The following is a 19,453-nucleotide window of genomic DNA, read 5'->3' as shown; positions in this document are numbered from 1 at the left end:
TCCTACTCCGCAACCCGCTGTTCTTTGGCTATTGCGTCACATTGGTTTTTAACAAAGGGGTTATGATTTCCCTGAGTCATGGCTATGGCGTTATCTCTTTTGCATTCGATAGTATCAACTGGATAAGTTTTATCCCATGCCTTGAACAGTTTTAATTGGCTTTTGGCTATTCTGAAACCATATCTCTTTTGCATATAGAGGTAAGTGCGGGCAATTTTTCCTCGCGTATAGCCGGGTGGTTCAGCCTTTCTCGACTTGAAGTCGATAACCATATCACATTGACCTGCCTGGCCGTTCCATTGGCTAAATCGATAGTTGCTTCGGTCGCCATTGACTTCGCCGATGGCGGGCACCAGATTATGTAGATCCGACTCCATTTTCCTGAACAGTTTATCATTCTTACCACAGTTTTTACGACCACCTTGCTGCCAGCATTGTCGCTGGTGTCCAAGTTCCCATGCAGGCACTATGTGTTCCCACTCGATCCGCGCCGCGCGCTTTTGCTGCTTTCTCACCTGATAGCCACAACGGGAGAAATCGGTCTGCCACTTCTTGCCTGAGATCTTGATATCGCAGCCACAATAGAAGCTGGTGGCAGGGAGAGAGTCAGCATAGATCTCTTTTGCCAGTCTCTTGGCTTGGCTGAAACTGCTGGGGTGAGAAGGAGAAGCTGTTGAGGGTGTGGAAAATAGTAGAGTCAGCCCTAAGCCAAATAGAAAGGCTGAGCCAAATTTATCAAACAATTTCAATTATCTTTCCCTTAATGCGCTATATACCGATGGGTATTAAGCGTTGCTTTATCATATTGATGGCAGTGTTCTGCTCTTGGGCGGGATTTTACGGGATGAAAGGGAGACTAAGCAAGATGGCTATGAAAGAATATTGCGGAGCGCGAACTTCTGTTTTGGAGCATGGTTACTTGTCATCCGGTTAATGTAGTTTATCGGTTGTCGGTGTTCAATTCAGAGCTATTCGTCACCAGTGCTACTGAGCTGCCCTGGTTAATTCTCTCTTACAACGCCTGCACCTATATTGAGTCTCGCCCCGCATGACCTTGTTGTGTCGTCTGATACTTAGTTTTACGGGGCCGCATCCACAGTGGTATTCGAATTTTTTCCCGTCGACTGATTGAGTATCTAAGCTATGGGTTGTGCTTGGCTCAAGTCCGAAGACACTTATCATCAGAGACTGCCACTCCTTGCCATGGGGTTTTACCTTGCCATAGAGTCGATATGCGAGCAGGTGGCAGATCTCATGTGGGATCACCTCTTCAAGAAAGATATCACAGTTCTCAGCGAGTAAAACCGGATTAAACCTGAGTTTATTGAGTTGCAGGTGGGCCGTTCCGGCGCTTCTTCCTCTTAGCTTGAAGTTGATCTCCGGACGCGGAAAATGAAGGTTTAGGTGCTTTTCGGCTATTTGATAGCACTCAAGCACTTGCTGGGCCACACGAGTGTGAAGTTCAGTATCAAATTCATAGCAAGCTGGTGTTTGCGACTTGGGAGTAGAAACGCTATCGGGAGACGGACAGGTACTGGTCACAGATTTGAATAACTTAAACATCGATTCTCTATATTGAAAGGTGCTCGGTGGACAACCGAGCACCACAAGTGTATTACCACTGAGCTATTATAGAGCAGCTGTGCCTGCTATGACCATAGCTTTAACCTGCGTCATGATTTCAGCTTCTACTTTCGGGTCGTGACCGGCAACTTTGGGGGTATGTATGTGTCCGACTGCAATACTGCTATTAAACTGTTGTCCCAGTAACACTGCGCGGTAAGATATTTCATTGGAAAGGTAGCCTCCTCCCGACCCTTCAACAGAAGTTTCGCTATGAAGCTCAGCTACGGATGAAGCGGTAAACTCACCTTTAGCAACCGAAGTAACCTTATGGTTATCATTTACCTTCCAATTACCGCTTACCGATTGCATCGCCGCCGCTGGGAGAGAAAACTCAACAAATTCAGGCCCATTTAATGTTTTACCATTAAACAGGGGCGCCATTGGCTTTTGCTTATTTGCACCAGTGAGCAGATTCAAATTATCGGGAGCGGCAGCACTTCGGTTTCGACCAGGGAAGCGCTCCAGATCGAAATCATCACGGCCCATACTGACAGTAATAATCATATCGACACTGTTTTCACGGTATATAGGGGTTAGCAGCGATTCTACGATTCCCTTATCAAAATCGGCAAAACGAACCGGTATCATCACAGTCTCAATCTGCGCTTTTTTGCCGTTAGCGGAAAATGTAAAACCATCTAAGGACAAGGCGACCAGGCCCGAGGGGTTACTCTGGCCGATATTACGATCGAGAAAGAAGGGATCGAAACCTGTCAGCAGTATTTTGACCTGAGTGTCATTAGCAAACTGCACATTGCTAAACCCTCTGGATGATTTTTCAACGGCGTTCAATAGAATACCTTGCTGCCAGGGGGCCATGTTAAATGCGGGACGACTGCGCTTCAATTGACGATGCATGGCGAGGCGACTCCAGTATAGCGGCCTGTCATCGATACTACCTGATTGCACGTCTCTAACGGCTTGTTGCCATAACCTTTCACCTTGACGTGCGACCATCTTGGTCATCTCTAGCTCGTCTGTTTGCTGCCGGTACTTGCTGTCAAGACTTTCAACTAAGGCCTGATAGCGAGTGACAACATCGGGGAGCGTCTGGTTCGCAGCTTGGAGTCTCAGCTCTTCAATATTCAGGGGGGTCATAGCATCAGGGGTGGCTGAACAGGCGATGCTAAAGGCCAGAGCGCCTACAGCTGCAATCGCCATCACGGATTTAGTCATGACTTCATTCCTTTCTATGGAGCGTAATTATTGTTAGTGAAGGTGTCTGGTTTCGGTACTGAGTATTAGCGCCATCGATTTGGCGCGTAATAGGTTCGCTACCAGCTGTTATTACATGAGTTTATTATAGCAGTATGCACGAGTGCTATATGCAAATAAAGTATTGAGGAACAGGGGTAACCTTCGTAGTGAAACAGAGGAAAAAGATGGGGAAAGGCTATTTACTCTAAAGAGAGAGGAAAGGGGGACGGTGGTGTTTAAACACCACCGGGTATGTCAATCATATTGACTCTTATTCGGTCTCACTCTTTTCAGGTGTGTGCTGCTGAACACCTGAGCTTTGCTCTTGTTTCGACTCTTCAGTTTTTTTCTCTGTATCTTGACCGCCACATGCGCCGCAACAACTCATAATTATACCCTCAATCAATAAATGAACAATTTCTAGGCTCGATAGTACTTGAGTGAATTACTCGGGTATATGATCGAGGTCAGGTTTTATCGATATGGTCTATAAAATGAATATAAAAACTTACACCATTAAAGATTGCAGTGACTCATGGCTGCTGAAACGTTTGGTGAAGAAGTCCAGAAAGACGCTGATATTGGTGGCGAGTTGTCTTCTGCTCGAATAGACACCATAGACCTTAAAGGCTTCTATCGGCCACTCCTGCAGAATGGGTACCAGCGAGCCGCTGGCAAGCTCATTTTTACATACCGAATTAGATAACATGGCGATGCCAAAGTCATCCTGGACCAGTTGCTTGACCATGACAGCGCTATTGACTCTGACTTTACGCTTAAAGTTAACCATAGTCTTTCTGGCGCCTTTGCCCAGCGGCCATATTGGCGCAGAGCGGGAGGTGCCGAGCAATATGCCGCTATGATTAATAAGATCTTGCGGGGTCGCGGGGGTCCCGTTGGCTTTCAGGTAGCCGGGGCTGGCGACTAAGATTGGCTGACGCTCGAAGAGTAAACGCGCAACCAGATCGGATGATTGTAACGGCCCATACTTTATGGCTATATCATAGCCTTCGCCGACAAGGCCAACTTCACTATCGGTAAATTGCACGTCCAGCTCAACATTAGGGTAGAGGCGCATGAAACTGCTGCAAAGGTTGGCGATGATCTCCTGGCTAAAAGAGACGGGGATAGCTATACGCAGTGAGCCGGATACATCATTATGAGTATTTTCAATTGTCGCCTTGGCAGCTTCGATTTCATCGCTAATACTGGTGCAGTGCTGATAAAAAAGCGCACCGACCTGAGTGAGGCTCAAATTTCGAGTATCACGTTGTAATAGCCGTACGCCAAGTTGCTCTTCGAGCTGAGCGACTTTACGACTTATGGTTGATTTTGGCATGCCTATTTCGCGTGCGGCTTGTGAGAACCCTTTGGCTCTGACTACCGCTGCAAACAGCATCATACCATTCAGATCAGGCATGTTTTTATCACTGTCTCAAAAATGGAACAAAGCGTCTAATGCAGTTTAATGGTATTTGACACCATAACAAAGTTATATTTACTGGCTAAAAAATTCTAGAGGCTAAGCAGAGGATCAATTGATGACCAGCAACAATAAGCCCACAAACATGACTCAAGCTCAATCTGCCGATCCGCTTTTTTTAAAAGCAGAGCATTTGGCACAAGATTTTTCACTGTTTCCTGAGCACAGTAAACAGAGCCTGGCCGAAGAGATTAAAGGTCTCTTAGACGATGACGCTATCCAGTCGAACTTGAAAGAGTTAGAGCTGCTGGACGTAGATGGCTACGTCACTAAGGTTATTCAGCCTACATTAGATAAAAACCGTCCGGGCGCAAAGCGCGTCATCGCGGATCTTAAAGGTAAGTTAATTGCCGAAACTCACATAGGCGCTTTTTATAGCGCAGAGATCGAACTCAACTTCGGTACCCGTACCCGTCGTCTGGGCTTTATCGCTCAAGAGCGTACAACCGGTAATGGTGCCTGGATGCCTGAGCATCACCTTGAGGCATGTAAAGCCATTCGTAAGTTCGCCGAAATGGCGATGCCTATTATCTATCTTATCGACACCCCCGGTGCCGATGCCGGTGAGATTGCAAACAGTCAGAACCAGGCGCACACCATCTCTAAGGCGATTGCCGAGAGTGCCAATGTTGATGTCCCTACAGTGGGTATCGTGATTGGTGCCGGCTACTCCGGTGGCGCGATTCCATTAGCTGCGGCTAACATCCTGTTGTCACTGCGTGATGGTATTTTTAATACCATTCAGCCTCAGGGTCTGCAGAGCATCGCACGTAAGTACAACCTGTCTTGGCAGGAATGTGCCAAATCTGTGGGTGTATCGCCGGAAGAGCTATACACCTCAGGTTGTATCGACGGCATAGTCGACTTCTCTCCATCTGATAAAGATGAGCGCCAGCATAACCTGCGACGCGCTATCATCAGTAGCGTCGAGGCGGTCGAGCAAGCTGCAGTTCAATTTGTTCGTGAATCCGGTGATCTGCGTGAGCACTATGATCGCAGTTTGACCCGTTTCCTTAACCCGTCTAAGAATCTGGCAGCCCTTGAGCATCATGCCGAGCTTGCGGTTGCAAATAACCCAACGATGCACCTTAACCTGTTTGGTAGTGCCTATCGTTATTTGCGTTACTTGACGCTTCGCAGCCGTATTCACTCTATCTCTCAAGAGCAATATGGTCGCCTCTCTAAGGTCAGTGTTCCGGAAGGTGATCTGCTGGCTCGTATTCAGCAAGAGCAAGACAGAGTCTTCCAGTCCTGGTTATCGAGCCCGGATAAGCTGGTCTATGATGAAGAACTCAATAAACTTTGGGGCAACTTCGTCTCTAAACGTGATGATGTTTCTACCGAACGTAACATGCTGACTCGTCTGATCTTAGGTGAGCCAAAAGAAAATTATAAGAAAGCGCGTAAGGCGCTGCTATTTAATATCGGTTGGTCTCTGTACCATCGCTGGAAAGGCAATGCCGAAAATAACTTTAAGGGATTGATCCGTTACCTTGAGACCCTCCCATCGGAAGTGACTCAAGCAGATTGGCCTGAGCTGAACAAGTTAACCGTTCTCGATGTTGTGATCCACGACGAACTGCGTGAAGACTTCATCTGGCAGTGCTACAACATTCTTATCTTCAATGCGCTGTATGACAATGTAGTGGGTAACTTAGCCTCTATTGCTAAAGAAGCCATGATGTCTAAGAGTCTGTCTCGTGCATCGGTTGATAATCTGTTGCATGACTCTATCGACCGCGCCATTTCGACCCAAGATACCGCGAATGATAAGAGCAAGTTCTATAAGTGGCTGAAGTTCTTTATGTCTCAGTCAAACCGCGCCGAACTTCTGACTAAAACTGAGCAGTGGAAGAGTGTCGGTTTCCCTCAGTTGAATGACAGTCTTTTCGTTATCCTGACTTACTTCTTCGAGCGTCTGCTACCTGAGTATTTCGATAGTGAAGAAGAGAGCAGTGAATATACGGGTTCTATCAACCCTGTACGCATCGGTCGTCGCAAAGACTTCTGGAACCGTCTCACCATGGGTTATCAGGACCTCTTAATCCAGAAAGTGCTTCGTGATGAGAAGCGTGCAGGTAAGATGACGTGGGAAAATATTACCGAGAAGTTCTTTACCGACTTCGAGGAAGTGAACGGCGATAAGATGTCTGCCAACTTGCTTAACTTCCCTGGTTTCCGTCTGTCTATCGAAGATGCACTGGATAAAGGCATCCGTCCTTGTGGCTTGATCACTGGTATGGCGGATTTCGAGCATGCTGGTCAGCAGATGCGAGTCGGTGTCGCCGTTTCTAATACCGCATTCCAGGCCGGTGCCTTCGATATGGCGAGTGCAGAGAAGTTCAGCGCGCTATTAATCGAGTGTGCTAAGCGTAAACTTCCTGTTATCTGTTTCATCAGTTCAGGTGGTATGCAGACAAAAGAAGGTGCTGCAGCATTATTCTCAATGGCGGTAGTGAACGACCGTATAACACGTTTCATCCGTGATAATGAGCTACCTGTATTGATGTTTGGTTATGGTGACTGTACCGGTGGTGCTCAGGCTAGTTTCGTGACTCACCCTCTGGTTCAGACTTACTACCTGTCGGGTACAAATATGCCGTTTGCCGGTCAAATGGTTGTGCCTGCATATTTGCCATCGACGGCGACGCTGTCTAACTACCTGTCGAAAGTACCGGGTGCGATGAATGCACTGGTAACGAACCCATTCAGTAACACCATCGACGATCAGTTAGGCAGTATCGATCCACTTATGCCTAAGCCAACGGCCGAGATTGAGGAAGTTATTGCCAATGCACTGTCTACCTTAGTACCTGAGATGATGGTCGCGGACGAAGAGATCGTTCAGGACGATCCTCGTGAGTTGATGAAACCGATCAATAAGGTCTTGGTTCATGCTCGTGGTTGTACTGCGGTTAAATTGATCCGCAAGGCCCATGACAATGATATTGATGTGGTATTGGTTGCATCCGACCCGGATATGACCTCTGTGCCCGCGGACATGTTGAAAGGCAACGATAAACTAGTTTGTATCGGTGGTAATACTTCTGATGAAAGTTACCTCAATGCCTACTCGGTATTGAAAGTTGCCGAGTATGAAAACGTCGATGCACTTCACCCGGGTATTGGTTTCCTATCTGAAAGCCCGCAGTTTGCTGCACTTTGTGTCAACAACGGGGTTAACTTCGTTGGACCAAGCGTACACAGCATGACAACTATGGGTAATAAGTCTAACGCGATTAAGACTTCTCAGGCGCAGAATGTACCTGTCGTTCCCGGCAGCCACGGTATCTTAACCAACGCTGAGCAAGCGGTGAACGTTGCCAACGAAATTGGTTACCCTGTACTGCTTAAAGCGGTGCAAGGTGGTGGCGGTAAGGGAATTCAGGTCGTTGAACGTTCTGCCGATATGATCAGCTTGTTCCAGCAAACGTCTACCGAAGCGGCTGCCGCATTTGGTAATGGTGATCTCTATCTCGAGAAATATGTCACTTCACTGCGTCACATCGAAGTGCAGTTACTGCGTGATAAGTTCGGCCACACTAAGGTACTGGGTCTTCGTGATTGTTCGGTGCAGCGTAACAACCAGAAGGTTGTCGAAGAGTCCGGTTCGACCATGTTACCGGCCGAACTTCAAGAGAAGGTACTTGAGTATACTCGTGCTCTTGGTGATGCGACCGATTATATGGGTGCAGGTACGGTTGAGTTCATCTATAACTTAGATGCTAATGAAGTCTACTTTATGGAGATGAACACACGTCTTCAGGTAGAGCATCCGGTAACGGAAGCCACATCGGGTATCGATATTGTGAGTGCCGGTTTTGATATCGCAGCGGGTCGCTCAATTGAAAAGCTTGAGCCTCAGTCAATCGGTTATGCCATCGAAGTGCGTGTTACTGCCGAGAAAGCCGCATTAGATAGCAATGGCGTTCTACAACTATTACCACATCCTGGCGTGATCACTGAGTATAAGATGCCGGAACGTGATGATATCGAGATCATCTCTATTGCCGGTGAAGGTAAAGAGGTATCGCCATACTATGACAGCCTGATTGCTCAGATTATCTGTCGTGGTGAAAGCCGTGAAGATGTGATCAACAAGCTACATGATTACCTTGCCGATAGTGTCGTTATTAAAGGTATTGCGACCAACATTCCACTGCTGACTCGTATCCTGAAAGACGGTACCTTCAACGAAGGGGTTTATGATACTAACTATCTACCGCGCTTCATGGCAGAGCTTGATGTACCAGAGCTTATCGCCGAGATGGAAGCCGCTGCGGAAACTGTCGGTGTCGATACTGCGTCACTGCGCGTTGGCGAGAGTAACGAGCTTAAGGTGATGGCACAGGGAGCGGGTATCTTCTATACATCTCCAGCGCCTGGTGAAGCCGACTTTGTTAAAGAAGGCGACATAGTTACTGCAGATCAGACTTTAGCGCTTACAGAGGCTATGAAGATGTTCTCTCAGCTAACTTTAGCCGGGTATAACCGTCAAGATGCAATCTTGTATCCTGAAGATAAGAAGTATCGTATCGAGCGAGTGCTAAACAGCAATGGCCAGCAGGTCTCTCAAGGTGACTTACTGTTTGTTGTTTCACCAGTTGAGTGATACGCCGAAATGAAGAATGAGTAAAATAGGTTGTTACTTAACTATTAACTCGCTTTGGCTTGATTGTAAAAATACCCGTCACTTGTGACGGGTATTTTTTTATACGACTCCTACTGTGAAACCTATGCAATACAAAAAGTAATGCATCCTTTCTATTGTTTTTGTTTATTCCTATTTAACCTTTTGATTTTAAATAATATAGTTATATTAGTTTTTATATCTTTGCTAAGTAAAAAAAGAGGTGTATTTTTGCGCTTTAATTAACCTATTTATGTAGCAAAAAAATGAGCAACAAAATTATTGTCGGTAGTGAAGAGTGGTGCGTTTTACCTGGTTTAGGCATCAAGGCTGTCAAGGCTCGTGTCGATTCAGGAGCCAAGACATCATCGCTTCACGCAATCAATATCTCTACGTTTAAACGTGAAGATGGTACTTGGGTCAGCTATGAAGTCCATCCGCTGCAAGGCAGCCGAAAAGTGGCTCTGCAGTGTGAATCTAAGCTTATCGACAGACGAGTGATCAAGAGTTCTAACGGCGAAACCGAGAAGCGCTTTGTTGTGAGTGAGGTGCTCCATTTGGGGGAGCAATCCTGGGAGATTGAGCTGACACTGACAAATCGCGCCAACATGGGTTATCGCATGCTGCTGGGCCGTGAAGCTATGGGGCAAAAGATCTTAGTGGATCCTTCTGCCACTTGCTGTTTAGGTGAGATGTCAGCTGAAGAGGTGGACCAAGTCTACGGTAAGCTTGTTGTTCCGAGTAGCGGCTTGAAGATAGGTTTGCTGGCAAGTAACCCGGACTTATATAGTAATAAACGCATTATGGAAGCGGGTCAGCAGCGCGGTCATGAGATGTATTTTCTCAATGTGAAACAGTGCTATATGAAGCTGGATGCGTCTGAACCTGAGGTGCATTACCGTGGTGGACGTATTTTGAATGATCTCGATGCCGTGATCCCCAGAATTCGTCCCAGTATGACCTTTTATGGTTGCGCTCTGACTCGCCACTTTGAAAGCCTGGGGGTGATGGCGCTCAATAACTCGGAAGCGATCACTCAATCCCGGGATAAGCTGTTTTCTCTACAGTTATTGCAGAAGAATAACCTGGATATTCCGACGAGCGGTTTTGCTAATTCACCGGCCGATACAACCGATCTTATCGATATGGTTGGTGGTGCGCCTCTGATTGTTAAGTTGCTTGAAGGGACACAGGGAAAGGGGGTTGTACTGGCTGAAACCAGAAAGGCCGCCGAGAGTGTGATCAATGCATTTAAGTCGCTAAAAGCGAACTTATTAGTGCAGGAGTTTATCAAGGAAGCGCAAGGCAAAGACCTACGCTGTTTTGTTATTGACGGTAAGATTGTTGCTTCGATAGAGCGTACGGCTGCTCCGGGTGAGTTCAGAGCTAATATTCATCAGGGGGGAACGGCTTCTATTGTGCAGGTAACCCCGGAAGAGAAAAAGTTGGCCATTAAGGCGGCTAAAACCATGGGGCTGCAGGTTGCGGGTGTCGATATTATTCGTTCCGGTAAGGGACCCTTACTATTAGAGATAAACTCGTCGCCGGGATTGGAAGGAATTGAAGCTGCAACGGGAATCGATGTCGCCGCAGCCATGATCGATTCTATCGAGAAGAAGCTAGGCTGGAAAAAGTAACTTAAGTCATCTGATTCCGGTTGTAATTGGTGAACCTTATTTTAGCAGCTAATCCTCAAGTGGAGGCTTAGCTGCTTTTATTAAGAGGCTGTAATTAAACTTTTATTTATACCTATTAGTATTAGTTTAGTAGTTCATGGTCTTCAGGAAGCTGGCGGCTAATCCACAGTATGAGTTTGTGCTTCATATTAGGCCCATCTTCCTTATCTTTTGCCAAAGGTTGGATTAATTTATCGGTAACCAGTAAACGGTAGATGCACTCGACTTTATCTTTGGGTGATATCCCTTTATCAAAATCGGCAAAGCCACGCTTCTTTGCGTAACCAACGCCGATCTCCATTGCTAGCTTTAATAACTGTGCTTCATGTTTTTGATGTTTCATCGGTCACTCTCTTTGAGCCTGAAATCAGCGGCCTATACTTTTTTCTATGCTCAGTCGCTGAACTCAGGTTGAATAAAAACGTTAAACAACTTCAGCCGTATAAACAAACACCTCTTATAGCTGAGGCGCTATATGGCGTGATTGTGTGCCAACCCATCATAAATTAAAACGGTGATAGCTTCTTGAGTTTTTTAATAAAACATATATTGCTTTGATAGGGCTGAGACCTCATTAACTCAATCACCTTTTACGTAATACCGTCTGCCCCTTGAGTGACCATTTAAGGAGCAAGGGTCCGACTATGCTCGTTATGGCGATAATCAATACCATCTCAGTAAATAGCTTAGGTTGAATGATGTTCAACTGTAGTCCCATTTCGGCAAATACTAATCCGACCTCTCCCCGTGGGATCATCGCACTGCCTATGATAACTTTTCTCCGTAAGGGACCCTTTGCGGCCATCCCCGAGGCCAGCTTAGTGACGATGGCAATAAGTGCCAGCCAAAGAAGCACTAGCAGGCCCGATAGGGTCAGATCCAACTGGCTAAGGTCGACACTGATCCCCACGTAAACAAAAAATATGGGGGAGAAGAGCTCCACGAGCGGTTTGGCCGATACTTCTAACTTGTGGGTAAAGGGAAAGGGGTTAGGCAAATATCGGTTTGTCGGGGAGACAAACTGGCGGGATAGTGCCATTCCGGCAGCGAAGCCTCCGAGCAATGCCGGCGCACCAAACCAGTGTGCCAGCCAGGCAAACAGGCAGATTAAGGTTATCACCACAAAAACCTCAAAGCCGCTCCCCTTAGTGTGAGGATACCAGCTTCTGAATAGGTAGATAAGGGCTCTGGCCATAGGAGGTGCCAGAAACATAAAGCCAACGACTTTCAAGACCAGTATCAACACTGATACCAGGCTCAGGGTTCCTGAAGCGTTAAAGTTTAATAGTATGCTCAGCAATACCACACCAACAATATCATCGACCACCGCGGCACCGAGAATAACCTGGCCGGCAAGTGTTTGACCTTGATTAGCCTGAGTCATCACCCTTATCGAGATGCCGATACTGGTTGCCGTTAAGGCGCAGCCAAAGAAAAGGGCCGTAAATGGAGGTAAGTTAAGCCAGTAGGCGGCCGAAGCGCCTCCTACGACTACGGGGAATATTATTCCACCCAGTGCAACCCAGATAGACCTGCCACTGGCGTGGTAGAGGCGCTTTACTGAGGTTTCACAGCCAATATCGAACAGCAGCAGAATAACTCCAAGCTCCGCCAACACAGAGAGGGTGTTGTGGGGATGAACCCATCCCAGAATCGAGGGGCCGATAATGAGCCCCGCCAACATCTCGCCAACCACTCCAGGGACTCCCACACGGCAGCAGAGTTCACTTAGCAAACGCCCTAAAGTGAGCATGATAAATATTGAGATGACAAAGCTATCTATTGGCAATGTTTTCTCCTCATTTTCAATGGCCAACCCGTTTGATCTCGATCATTTTTTACGACCATTCTAAGGCGTAAATGCACTTGCTTGTCTAAGCTAAAACTAGGTAATAATGGCTGGAGATAGCAATGGATAAGGTGTTTATTATTTCGCAAAGAGAGGAAGCGCATACGGATGCAGTTGCAGTGGGTGTCGACCTGGCCAAGGCAATGGATAAGTGCGCCGAAGTTTTCGCATACAGCTTCGAATATTTCAGTGGTGCGGAATATTATAACCCACGCCTCGGTGCAGCAGCCCAGCAGAAAATAATGAAAGACCGCGCGGCTAAAATTGAGGAAGAGTTGAAGGAGCTCAAGGCAGCCGATGTGCCCGTACACACAGTATGGAGTAAAGATCTGCATGAACATGCCTGTCATCACTCTATTCGTCATGGCTTCGATCTCATGGTTAAAGCGGTACACCATGCGGATCACTATCTTCCTGTCGATTGGAATTTGATCCGCCATGTAAAAATTCCACTCATGCTGCTGACTGATAACCCTCTTCATCGAGGAAATGCCGTATTGATGGCCGTCGATCTCGGTAGTGATAATGTCCTTAAGCAGCAGCTCAATCAGGCCGTTATCAGTCATGGCAAGGCACTGGCAAAAGCGACAGGCAGTAAACTGCACCTCGCTTTTGTGATCAGAGTTCCCAGAGTGCTGCGTGATATGGACCTGATCAATACCAGCACAATAGTTAAAGACGCCTATCAGGAACATCAGAAACAGTTGTCCAAATTGAATATGGATCCGGACTGTATCCATATCATCGCCGGCGACCCCGATATCTGTCTTTATGAGCTCTCCTGTCGTCTGAAAGCTCGTTATCTGGTCCTTGGGGCACGCCAGCGTCAGGGCATTTTAGGCTATGTTATCGGTAATATGGCCGAGTCTATACTCTGTCGAACCCGGAGCAATGTCTTGATTATTCCGGCCGACGATCAGTTATTGGCTCCCCTAAGTTTAGATTAGTTCTCATTCGCCAGCGCTTCTTGTGCACCTCATCTACGATGAAGAGTACAGAGGCGGTGGCCAATAAAATCAACCAATGGGAAAAGCTGATGGGACTGAGTTGCAACGCATCGCTTAGCCCGGGCATATACATGGCACCGATATGGATCCCCTGAGCGATTAAAATACCAACCAGTAATATTGGGTTGCTGAAGAAGGGGACGACCAGTAGCGACCTGTGTTCAGAGCGGCTGTTGAGGGCATGTACATTTTCAAATAACACCATCAGCATTAAGGTGAGGTTGCGTGCTGCCTCCTCACTCATCCCCACCTCCAGTGACATTGCAAACAGGCCGAAGGCGACCAATCCCATGACCAGTGCGCTGATGCAGACCCTTTCCAGCATGAGTCTATCGAAGATCGGCTCTTTGGGGGCCCTTGGTGGCTGAGAAGACTCATTTCCCTCGGCGGGCTCGAAGGCCAACGCCACATCCTGAACCCCGTTAGTCACTAGGTTAAGCCAGAGGATTTGCAGTGGAAACAGGGGGATGGGCAGGGCAAATAGCACGCTCAGTATGAAGAGGAAGATCTCAGCAGCGCCGGTACTGACCAGCAGGAAAATAACCTTACGGATGTTGTTGTATACCACCCGTCCTTCGATGACTCCCTTAACGATGGAACTGAAGTTATCATCGGTGAGCACGAGTGAGGCACTCTCTCTCGCCACGTCGGTTCCCCTCAATCCCATCGAAATACCGACATGGGCATGTTTCAATGCCGGGGCATCATTGACTCCGTCTCCGGTCATGGCAACAAATTCACCTTGCCTGATAAGTGACTGAGTGATCTCCATCTTCTGTTCTGGTTTGACCCTGGCAAACACTCTGTGACTCGCCACGAGTCTATCGAATTCACTTTCATTGAGGGCCATAGCCTGGCTGAGTTCATTGCCCGTTACTGCCTTATCATGTTCACTGACTATTTGAAGTTGTTGTGACAGAGTCAGCGCTGTGACCGGGTGATCGCCGGTTATCATCGCGACCTTAATTTGTGCTTGCCGACACGATGCAACGGCTTCTATGGCGTCGTGTCTGAGAGGGTCGCTCATGGCAACCAGACCTAGAAATTCGAGCTTGGAGAACTCGTCACTTTCTGCGGTCCCCCTCCCTTGAGCCAATGCGAGTACCCGGTATCCATGTCTGGCCATCCAGTTAGTCTGGTCCAGGATCTTCTGCTCCATCTCTTCGGTCAGGTGACACATGGTCATGACCTTCTCAACCGCCCCCTTGACGGCAATGAATGGCCCTTGTTGGCTGTCGTTGACACTGGCACTAAACCCTTTTTCAGATTCATAGGGAAAGAGGGCTAGCTGTGTATGATTTTCAACTTCGGCTGTTAGCTTGAGCTTGTGGCCCAGTACCAGGAAGGCCAGATCTACGCCATCTCCATCTGCGTGAACCTGATCATTTTCGTAAGCCAGATGTGCCTCATTGGCAAGCAGCCCTACCAGGGCTAATTGCTTCAGCCCTAACTCCTCCTCAATTGTGACAGGGACTCCATGTCCGTGACGATGCACTAGGCCATTTTGGGCTAAGCCTTCTCCTGCCACATGGTATTTATGTTCGTTGGCAAGCCAGATCTGACCTATGGTCATCTCATTGACCGTCAAGGTGCCGGTTTTATCTGATGCGATAAATGTGCAGGACCCCAGAGATTCAACGGCAACCAGCTTTCGTACTATCACGTTGGCCTTGGCCATTCGTTTCATGCCAATGGCTAGTGCAACGGTAATCGCCGCAGGTAAACCTTCGGGAATGGCTGAGACGGCTAATGCGACCCCTAGCAAGAACACATCGGACAGATCGGCGCCCCGTAAGAGTGTCAGGCTGAATATCAGCGCTATGATGATCACTATGGCAATGGCGATACGCAGGGTAAACTGATCGATTCTCTGCATTAACGGAGGTTTAGTATCTACTCCCTGATGGACTAATTTGGCTATCTGTCCAATCTGAGTATTGATTCCGGTAGCGATCACTTCACCCTCTGCACGACCGTGGGTTACCAGAGTACCGGCAAAGGCTTGCTCTTTATTACTGACTGAAATGGACTCACCCGTGAGGGCTGATTCATCGACTTGAAATTGGCTGGATTGTCTCAGATCAATGTCGGCCCCTATCCGGTCTCCACTACTGAGCATAACCCAATCGCCCGGCACCAGAGTGCGACTATCGACGATAACCGGATGGCCATCGCGAATAACCCGGCTCTGTTGGGGCACCATATTGGCGAGGGCATCGGCAGCTTGTTGGGCAGAGTACTCCTGAATCGTGCCAATAAGGGCGTTGAGCAATAGCACTACAGAGATAAAAAAGGCATTGATAAGCTGGCCGAGTATCAGGCACACGACAACAGCCACCAGCAGGACATAGATAAACGCGCTACGAAACTGGATGATAAAGAGTCGGATAAAGCTGTTTCTTGACGGTTTTGGCAGACAATTTTCGCCATACTCTGTCAATAGAGCTTGTGCCTGTTCACTGCTGAGTCCCTGCGCTGTCACATCCTCTCCCTTTGAACTGGATTTGATACCAATTGGTATAAGAAAGATATATTGCTACCGATTGGTTTAAGCCTTTATCTCTTGATCTATAGTCAATAATTATAGATAAAGATATCTGGTTTGAATAATAATTGACCCGCGTCAAAGGTTAGATGGTTTTTCTTGTTCCTGACGAGTGAGTCATCAGGTAAGTAATTATTAGATAAATAATTTTACCGACCGATGTACCTTGAGTGATACCATTCTGATAGAGTTATTAAATTCGTGAATTAAGGGTATATGGAAGTGCTAAAACTATGGTCTGAAGAGGTTGAATATCGACGTTCAGCATTTAGATTTACACTCATCGTTATTGCTGTTGCGGCCACTGTTTTTACCGTCTTTAACTGGTCTATCGGCCTGAAATCTTATGCTCTGATCGAGTTAGTGCTTGCGCTACTTTCATTGGGGATATTAAGTTTTGTTCGAAGGACTCAGTATCTTCACAACTGGACCCTGGTATTTCTGTTTGTTTTCTATGGGGTCATCTTACTAGGTATTTCATTCGCCAGTTTTCGTTCGGGCCTGTTTGCCTGGATTTTTGTTTTCCCGATCCTCTCCTATCTCCTGCTGGGTAGGCGTACAGGTCAAGTTGTCACTTTTACTTATGTGTCATTAGGTCTCGCTATATTGGGCTGGCGATTGTGGATAAAGGATCCTGACGTACATACCATAGCCATGGCTAACTATGGTATGTGTGTCGCGGCCATCTGGGGCGTGGCACATGTGTATGAGTCTAAACGAGAGCAAGTGGTAGAGCGCCTGCAGAATATGGCCGCAAAAGATCCCTTAACCGGGCTCTATAACCGTTTACATTTAGAGTCTGTGTTTGAGCAGGTAACCCAGAGTGAAAGTCGCTCCGACTCCTCTCTGTTTATGTTGCTTATCGATCTGGATCATTTTAAGAGTATCAACGATAACTATGGCCATGAAGTAGGGGATAAGGTACTGGTGTTGGTGGCCGAATTGATAAAGCAGACGATTGGAGAGAATGACTGGGGCTTTAGGGTCGGAGGGGAGGAGTTCTGTCTACTCCTGGCCGATAGCAATCAAGCATCTGCCCATGACGTCGCGCAGAGATTACAGCAGGCAATCGAAGGTTCTGTTGTGAATGTGGATGAGCATGAGGTATCGGCAACGGTCAGTATAGGTATTGCTCGGTGGCCCGGGTCCGGCACCTTGATACAGACACTTTACCGCTCGGCCGATCGCTGTCTTTATAAGGCGAAAGAACGGGGAAGAAACTGTGTAGTGTTTGAATCATCTTAATAAAAAACCACCTCGATTGAGGTGGTTTTACTTCTTCTGCAGCCTTCTCTTATAGCTTAAGGCTTCTAACTCGCAACTAGAAGCTCAAGGCTTACTTATTCGAGAAGTCGTTCTCAACCAGTTGCTGCTTGTTCTCGGCTTGTGGTACGTGACACTGAGAGCAGTTGTAATAGATGTTATTTAGCTTACCCGTAGCCAATACGTGCGACTTATCGATTGGTGTCGCTTTCATCTTAGCCGGGAAGTGACAGCTTAAACACTTATTCTTCTTGGTTGTGATAGCGTATTCAGCCTTATGTGGGATCAGAGGTGGCTGGTGGACAAAGCCACGTTCGATCGATGCACCACGCTTTGGATAGGTAGGCATTGCATCGGCCACTCGAACATCGGTGATCTCAGATTTACCCAGTGAGCTGACATTTACCGGCTCATCTTGAGTGTTTGCTTGCTGGCCAGAGCAGGCACTAAGCGCCATGACGAGCGCGGCTATAGTGAGTACTTTCTTCATTGGTTGTTCTCCGCCTTTAGGGCAATTCGATTTTGATACTGGAAAACGCGTTGGGCGCAGACATCGATACAGCGGCCACATTGAGTGCAACCACTGTCGGTGATCATCTTCTGTTTTCCCTTAAGCGCAGGTTTCAGTACCTGTCTCTCGGGGCAAACGACAAAACAATCCATACAGTTATCACAGGCCTTGGCATTAACGGCCGATACTTTTACCGGGCTGAGTTTGCCAAACAGGGCAAACAGGGCGCCGGTGGGGCACAGGTGCCCACACCATCCACTCTCGCTGATAAACAGGTCGAGCAGGAAGATGGCCAACAAGATCCACAGTCCGCTACCGGCACCGAATAACACTGCGCGGTAGAGTATCGGGACTGGGTTGACCCATTCCCAAACGGTGATGCCTGTCAGCAGAGGTAACACAATAACCAGACCCAGCAGGTAATAACGTAAATTTCTTGGCATCTCGCTGGTGCGAGGCAAATTCAGTTTACGTCTTAACCAACTCGCGCTGTCGGTGACCAGATTGACAGGGCACACCCAGCTACAGAACACCCGGCCACCCGCTATCACATAAAACACTGTGATAAAGAGGGCACCGAGAATCAGGGTTAAATCGGGAATATGTCCCGTCATCAAGACTTGCAGTGTCACAAGTGGATCCGACAATGGCACAGTACCGAGTAACTCGCTGGACGAGAGGTTTCCTTTCAGGAGCCATAAGCCAAACCAGGGGCCAATGGCAAACAAGGTCAATACACTCAGCTGGCTGGCACGTCTGAGAAACAGGAATTTGTGAGCACGCCACCATCCCAGTTCATCAATCGCCGCCTGAGCGAATCCCGTTTTAGAGGAGTCGTCCATTGCATCGGTTATAGCCTCTTTCTTCACTGTGCTTTTGGTCATAGTGATAGGCCCTTGTTTAACATCTCGAGCGTGGTCTCTTCTGTGTTGATATAAGTATCGTGTTCAGCCGTTTTTCCTAAGGCGATATGTGCCGGCAATACCCTAATCGCAGATTCTTCGAGTACACACACATGTTCACATTTACCACAGCCGGTACAGGTGTCACTGTTGACCGTGGGCAGAAACATGGCGTGATGGTCGCTGCGTTGGTTATGTTGCCGCTCCAGGGTGATAGCATCGTCAATTAACGGACAAACCCGGTAACAGACGTCGCATCTAAGCCCTTTGAAGTTAAGGCAGTTTTTCTCATCGATTAATACGGCAATTCCCATCCTGGCCTCTTCGATCTTCTCGAGACCATGATCGAGTGAGCCCGATGGGCACACCTTCACACAGGGAATGTCTTCGCACATCTCACAGGGGATGTTACGAGCCGTAAAATAGGGAGTGCCCGTTGCTGCACCGTCGAACCAGCGCGCCAGTTTCAGGGTGTCGTAGGGGCAAGCCTCGACACATAAACCACAACGAACACAAGCCGAGAGAAAATCATCCTCGCCTAAGGCGCCAGGAGGTCGGATCGCTAAAGGATCCAGCTGTCGCGATTGTGTCGCCGTTGCTGTGATCCCCAGCCCCACTAAACCCATCACACAACCCGCCTTAGCCGTAGAGGCTAAGAACCGGCGACGGTTTACGTCCCGTGGATTTGATTTAGTGTGCTTCACCTTACTCATGACCTTTTACAACCTTCTTATCAATGTCTTAGCTCAAGCAATTTTGCTTAA

14 protein-coding genes and 1 pseudogene are annotated in these 19,453 nt (G+C 47.7%); 5 read left to right on the top strand and 10 right to left on the bottom strand.

The annotated features are described in order from the left end of the window. Positions 1 to 2: 2 nt before the first annotated feature. The 4 genes from EKG39_RS13015 to EKG39_RS13000 all read right to left on the bottom strand — a co-directional run bounded on the left by EKG39_RS13015 (position 3) and on the right by EKG39_RS13000 (position 4,243). A complete protein-coding gene (locus EKG39_RS13015; protein WP_425470175.1) occupies positions 3 to 743 on the bottom strand; it encodes an endonuclease in 741 nt (246 codons plus the stop codon). A gap of 241 nt (positions 744 to 984) precedes the next feature. Continuing rightward, positions 985 to 1,563 (bottom strand): SprT family zinc-dependent metalloprotease, encoded by a 579-nt coding sequence (locus tag EKG39_RS13010; protein ID WP_126506178.1) that lies wholly within the window; start codon positions 1,561 to 1,563, stop codon positions 985 to 987. A 66-nt stretch (positions 1,564 to 1,629) separates the two neighbouring features. Continuing rightward, on the bottom strand, positions 1,630 to 2,802 hold the full coding sequence (locus tag EKG39_RS13005; RefSeq protein WP_126506177.1) for a C15 family peptidase: 1,173 nt from the start codon (positions 2,800 to 2,802) through the stop codon (positions 1,630 to 1,632). Positions 2,803 to 3,331: 529 nt separating this feature from the next. After that, a complete protein-coding gene (locus tag EKG39_RS13000) occupies positions 3,332 to 4,243 on the bottom strand; it encodes a LysR family transcriptional regulator (protein WP_126506176.1) in 912 nt (303 codons plus the stop codon). Positions 4,244 to 4,364: 121 nt separating this feature from the next. On the opposite strand from EKG39_RS13000, the gene EKG39_RS12995 reads away from it, so the two are divergent. From EKG39_RS12995 to rimK, 3 genes and pseudogenes are all read left to right on the top strand, one after another. Continuing rightward, positions 4,365 to 8,918, top strand: coding sequence for an ATP-binding protein (locus EKG39_RS12995; protein ID WP_126506175.1), 4,554 nt, complete (start codon positions 4,365 to 4,367; stop codon positions 8,916 to 8,918). A gap of 284 nt (positions 8,919 to 9,202) precedes the next feature. Further along, positions 9,203 to 9,601: pseudogene (locus EKG39_RS23645) on the top strand (ATP-dependent zinc protease family protein); the annotation flags it as partial. A gap of 84 nt (positions 9,602 to 9,685) precedes the next feature. After that, a complete protein-coding gene (gene rimK / locus EKG39_RS23640) occupies positions 9,686 to 10,573 on the top strand; it encodes a 30S ribosomal protein S6--L-glutamate ligase (RefSeq protein ID WP_246028500.1) in 888 nt (295 codons plus the stop codon). A 121-nt stretch (positions 10,574 to 10,694) separates the two neighbouring features. Here the strand turns inward: rimK and EKG39_RS12985 are convergent, their stop codons facing one another. Further along, positions 10,695 to 10,955 (bottom strand): DUF5062 family protein, encoded by a 261-nt coding sequence (locus tag EKG39_RS12985; protein WP_126506173.1) that lies wholly within the window; start codon positions 10,953 to 10,955, stop codon positions 10,695 to 10,697. Positions 10,956 to 11,195: 240 nt separating this feature from the next. Then, the gene (locus tag EKG39_RS12980; protein WP_126506172.1) at positions 11,196 to 12,401 is read right to left on the bottom strand and encodes a cation:proton antiporter; all 1,206 of its coding nucleotides are present in this window, start codon (positions 12,399 to 12,401) and stop codon (positions 11,196 to 11,198) included. Between the two features lie 122 nt (positions 12,402 to 12,523). Here EKG39_RS12980 and EKG39_RS12975 point away from each other — a divergent pair, with 122 nt between their 5' ends. Next, complete coding sequence (locus tag EKG39_RS12975; RefSeq protein ID WP_126506171.1) at positions 12,524 to 13,408, top strand: universal stress protein; 885 nt, start codon at positions 12,524 to 12,526, stop codon at positions 13,406 to 13,408. On the opposite strand, the gene EKG39_RS12970 is transcribed toward EKG39_RS12975, so the two are convergent. Continuing rightward, positions 13,362 to 15,950, bottom strand: coding sequence for a cation-translocating P-type ATPase (locus tag EKG39_RS12970; RefSeq protein WP_126506170.1), 2,589 nt, complete (start codon positions 15,948 to 15,950; stop codon positions 13,362 to 13,364). The genes EKG39_RS12975 and EKG39_RS12970 overlap by 47 nt on opposite strands. Before the next feature lie 279 nt (positions 15,951 to 16,229). Between EKG39_RS12970 and EKG39_RS12965 the strand changes: the two genes are divergently transcribed. Beyond that, complete coding sequence (locus EKG39_RS12965; protein ID WP_126506169.1) at positions 16,230 to 17,258, top strand: GGDEF domain-containing protein; 1,029 nt, start codon at positions 16,230 to 16,232, stop codon at positions 17,256 to 17,258. A 91-nt stretch (positions 17,259 to 17,349) separates the two neighbouring features. On the opposite strand, the gene EKG39_RS12960 is transcribed toward EKG39_RS12965, so the two are convergent. The 3 genes from EKG39_RS12960 to napG are packed head-to-tail and all read right to left on the bottom strand — an operon-like array spanning position 17,350 to position 19,402. Further along, positions 17,350 to 17,766, bottom strand: coding sequence for a nitrate reductase cytochrome c-type subunit (locus tag EKG39_RS12960; RefSeq protein ID WP_126506168.1), 417 nt, complete (start codon positions 17,764 to 17,766; stop codon positions 17,350 to 17,352). Then, on the bottom strand, positions 17,763 to 18,629 hold the full coding sequence (napH, locus tag EKG39_RS12955; protein ID WP_126506350.1) for a quinol dehydrogenase ferredoxin subunit NapH: 867 nt from the start codon (positions 18,627 to 18,629) through the stop codon (positions 17,763 to 17,765). The genes EKG39_RS12960 and napH overlap by 4 nt, the downstream gene beginning before the upstream one ends. A gap of 38 nt (positions 18,630 to 18,667) precedes the next feature. Continuing rightward, complete coding sequence (gene napG / locus EKG39_RS12950) at positions 18,668 to 19,402, bottom strand: ferredoxin-type protein NapG (protein ID WP_126506167.1); 735 nt, start codon at positions 19,400 to 19,402, stop codon at positions 18,668 to 18,670. Between the last annotated feature and the right edge of the window lie 51 nt (positions 19,403 to 19,453).

The organism is Shewanella atlantica, from assembly GCF_003966265.1.
Classification (GTDB): domain Bacteria; phylum Pseudomonadota; class Gammaproteobacteria; order Enterobacterales; family Shewanellaceae; genus Shewanella; species Shewanella atlantica.
The sequence above is the reverse complement of the archived record's forward strand: the minus strand, read 5'-3'. Positions and strand labels throughout refer to the sequence as shown.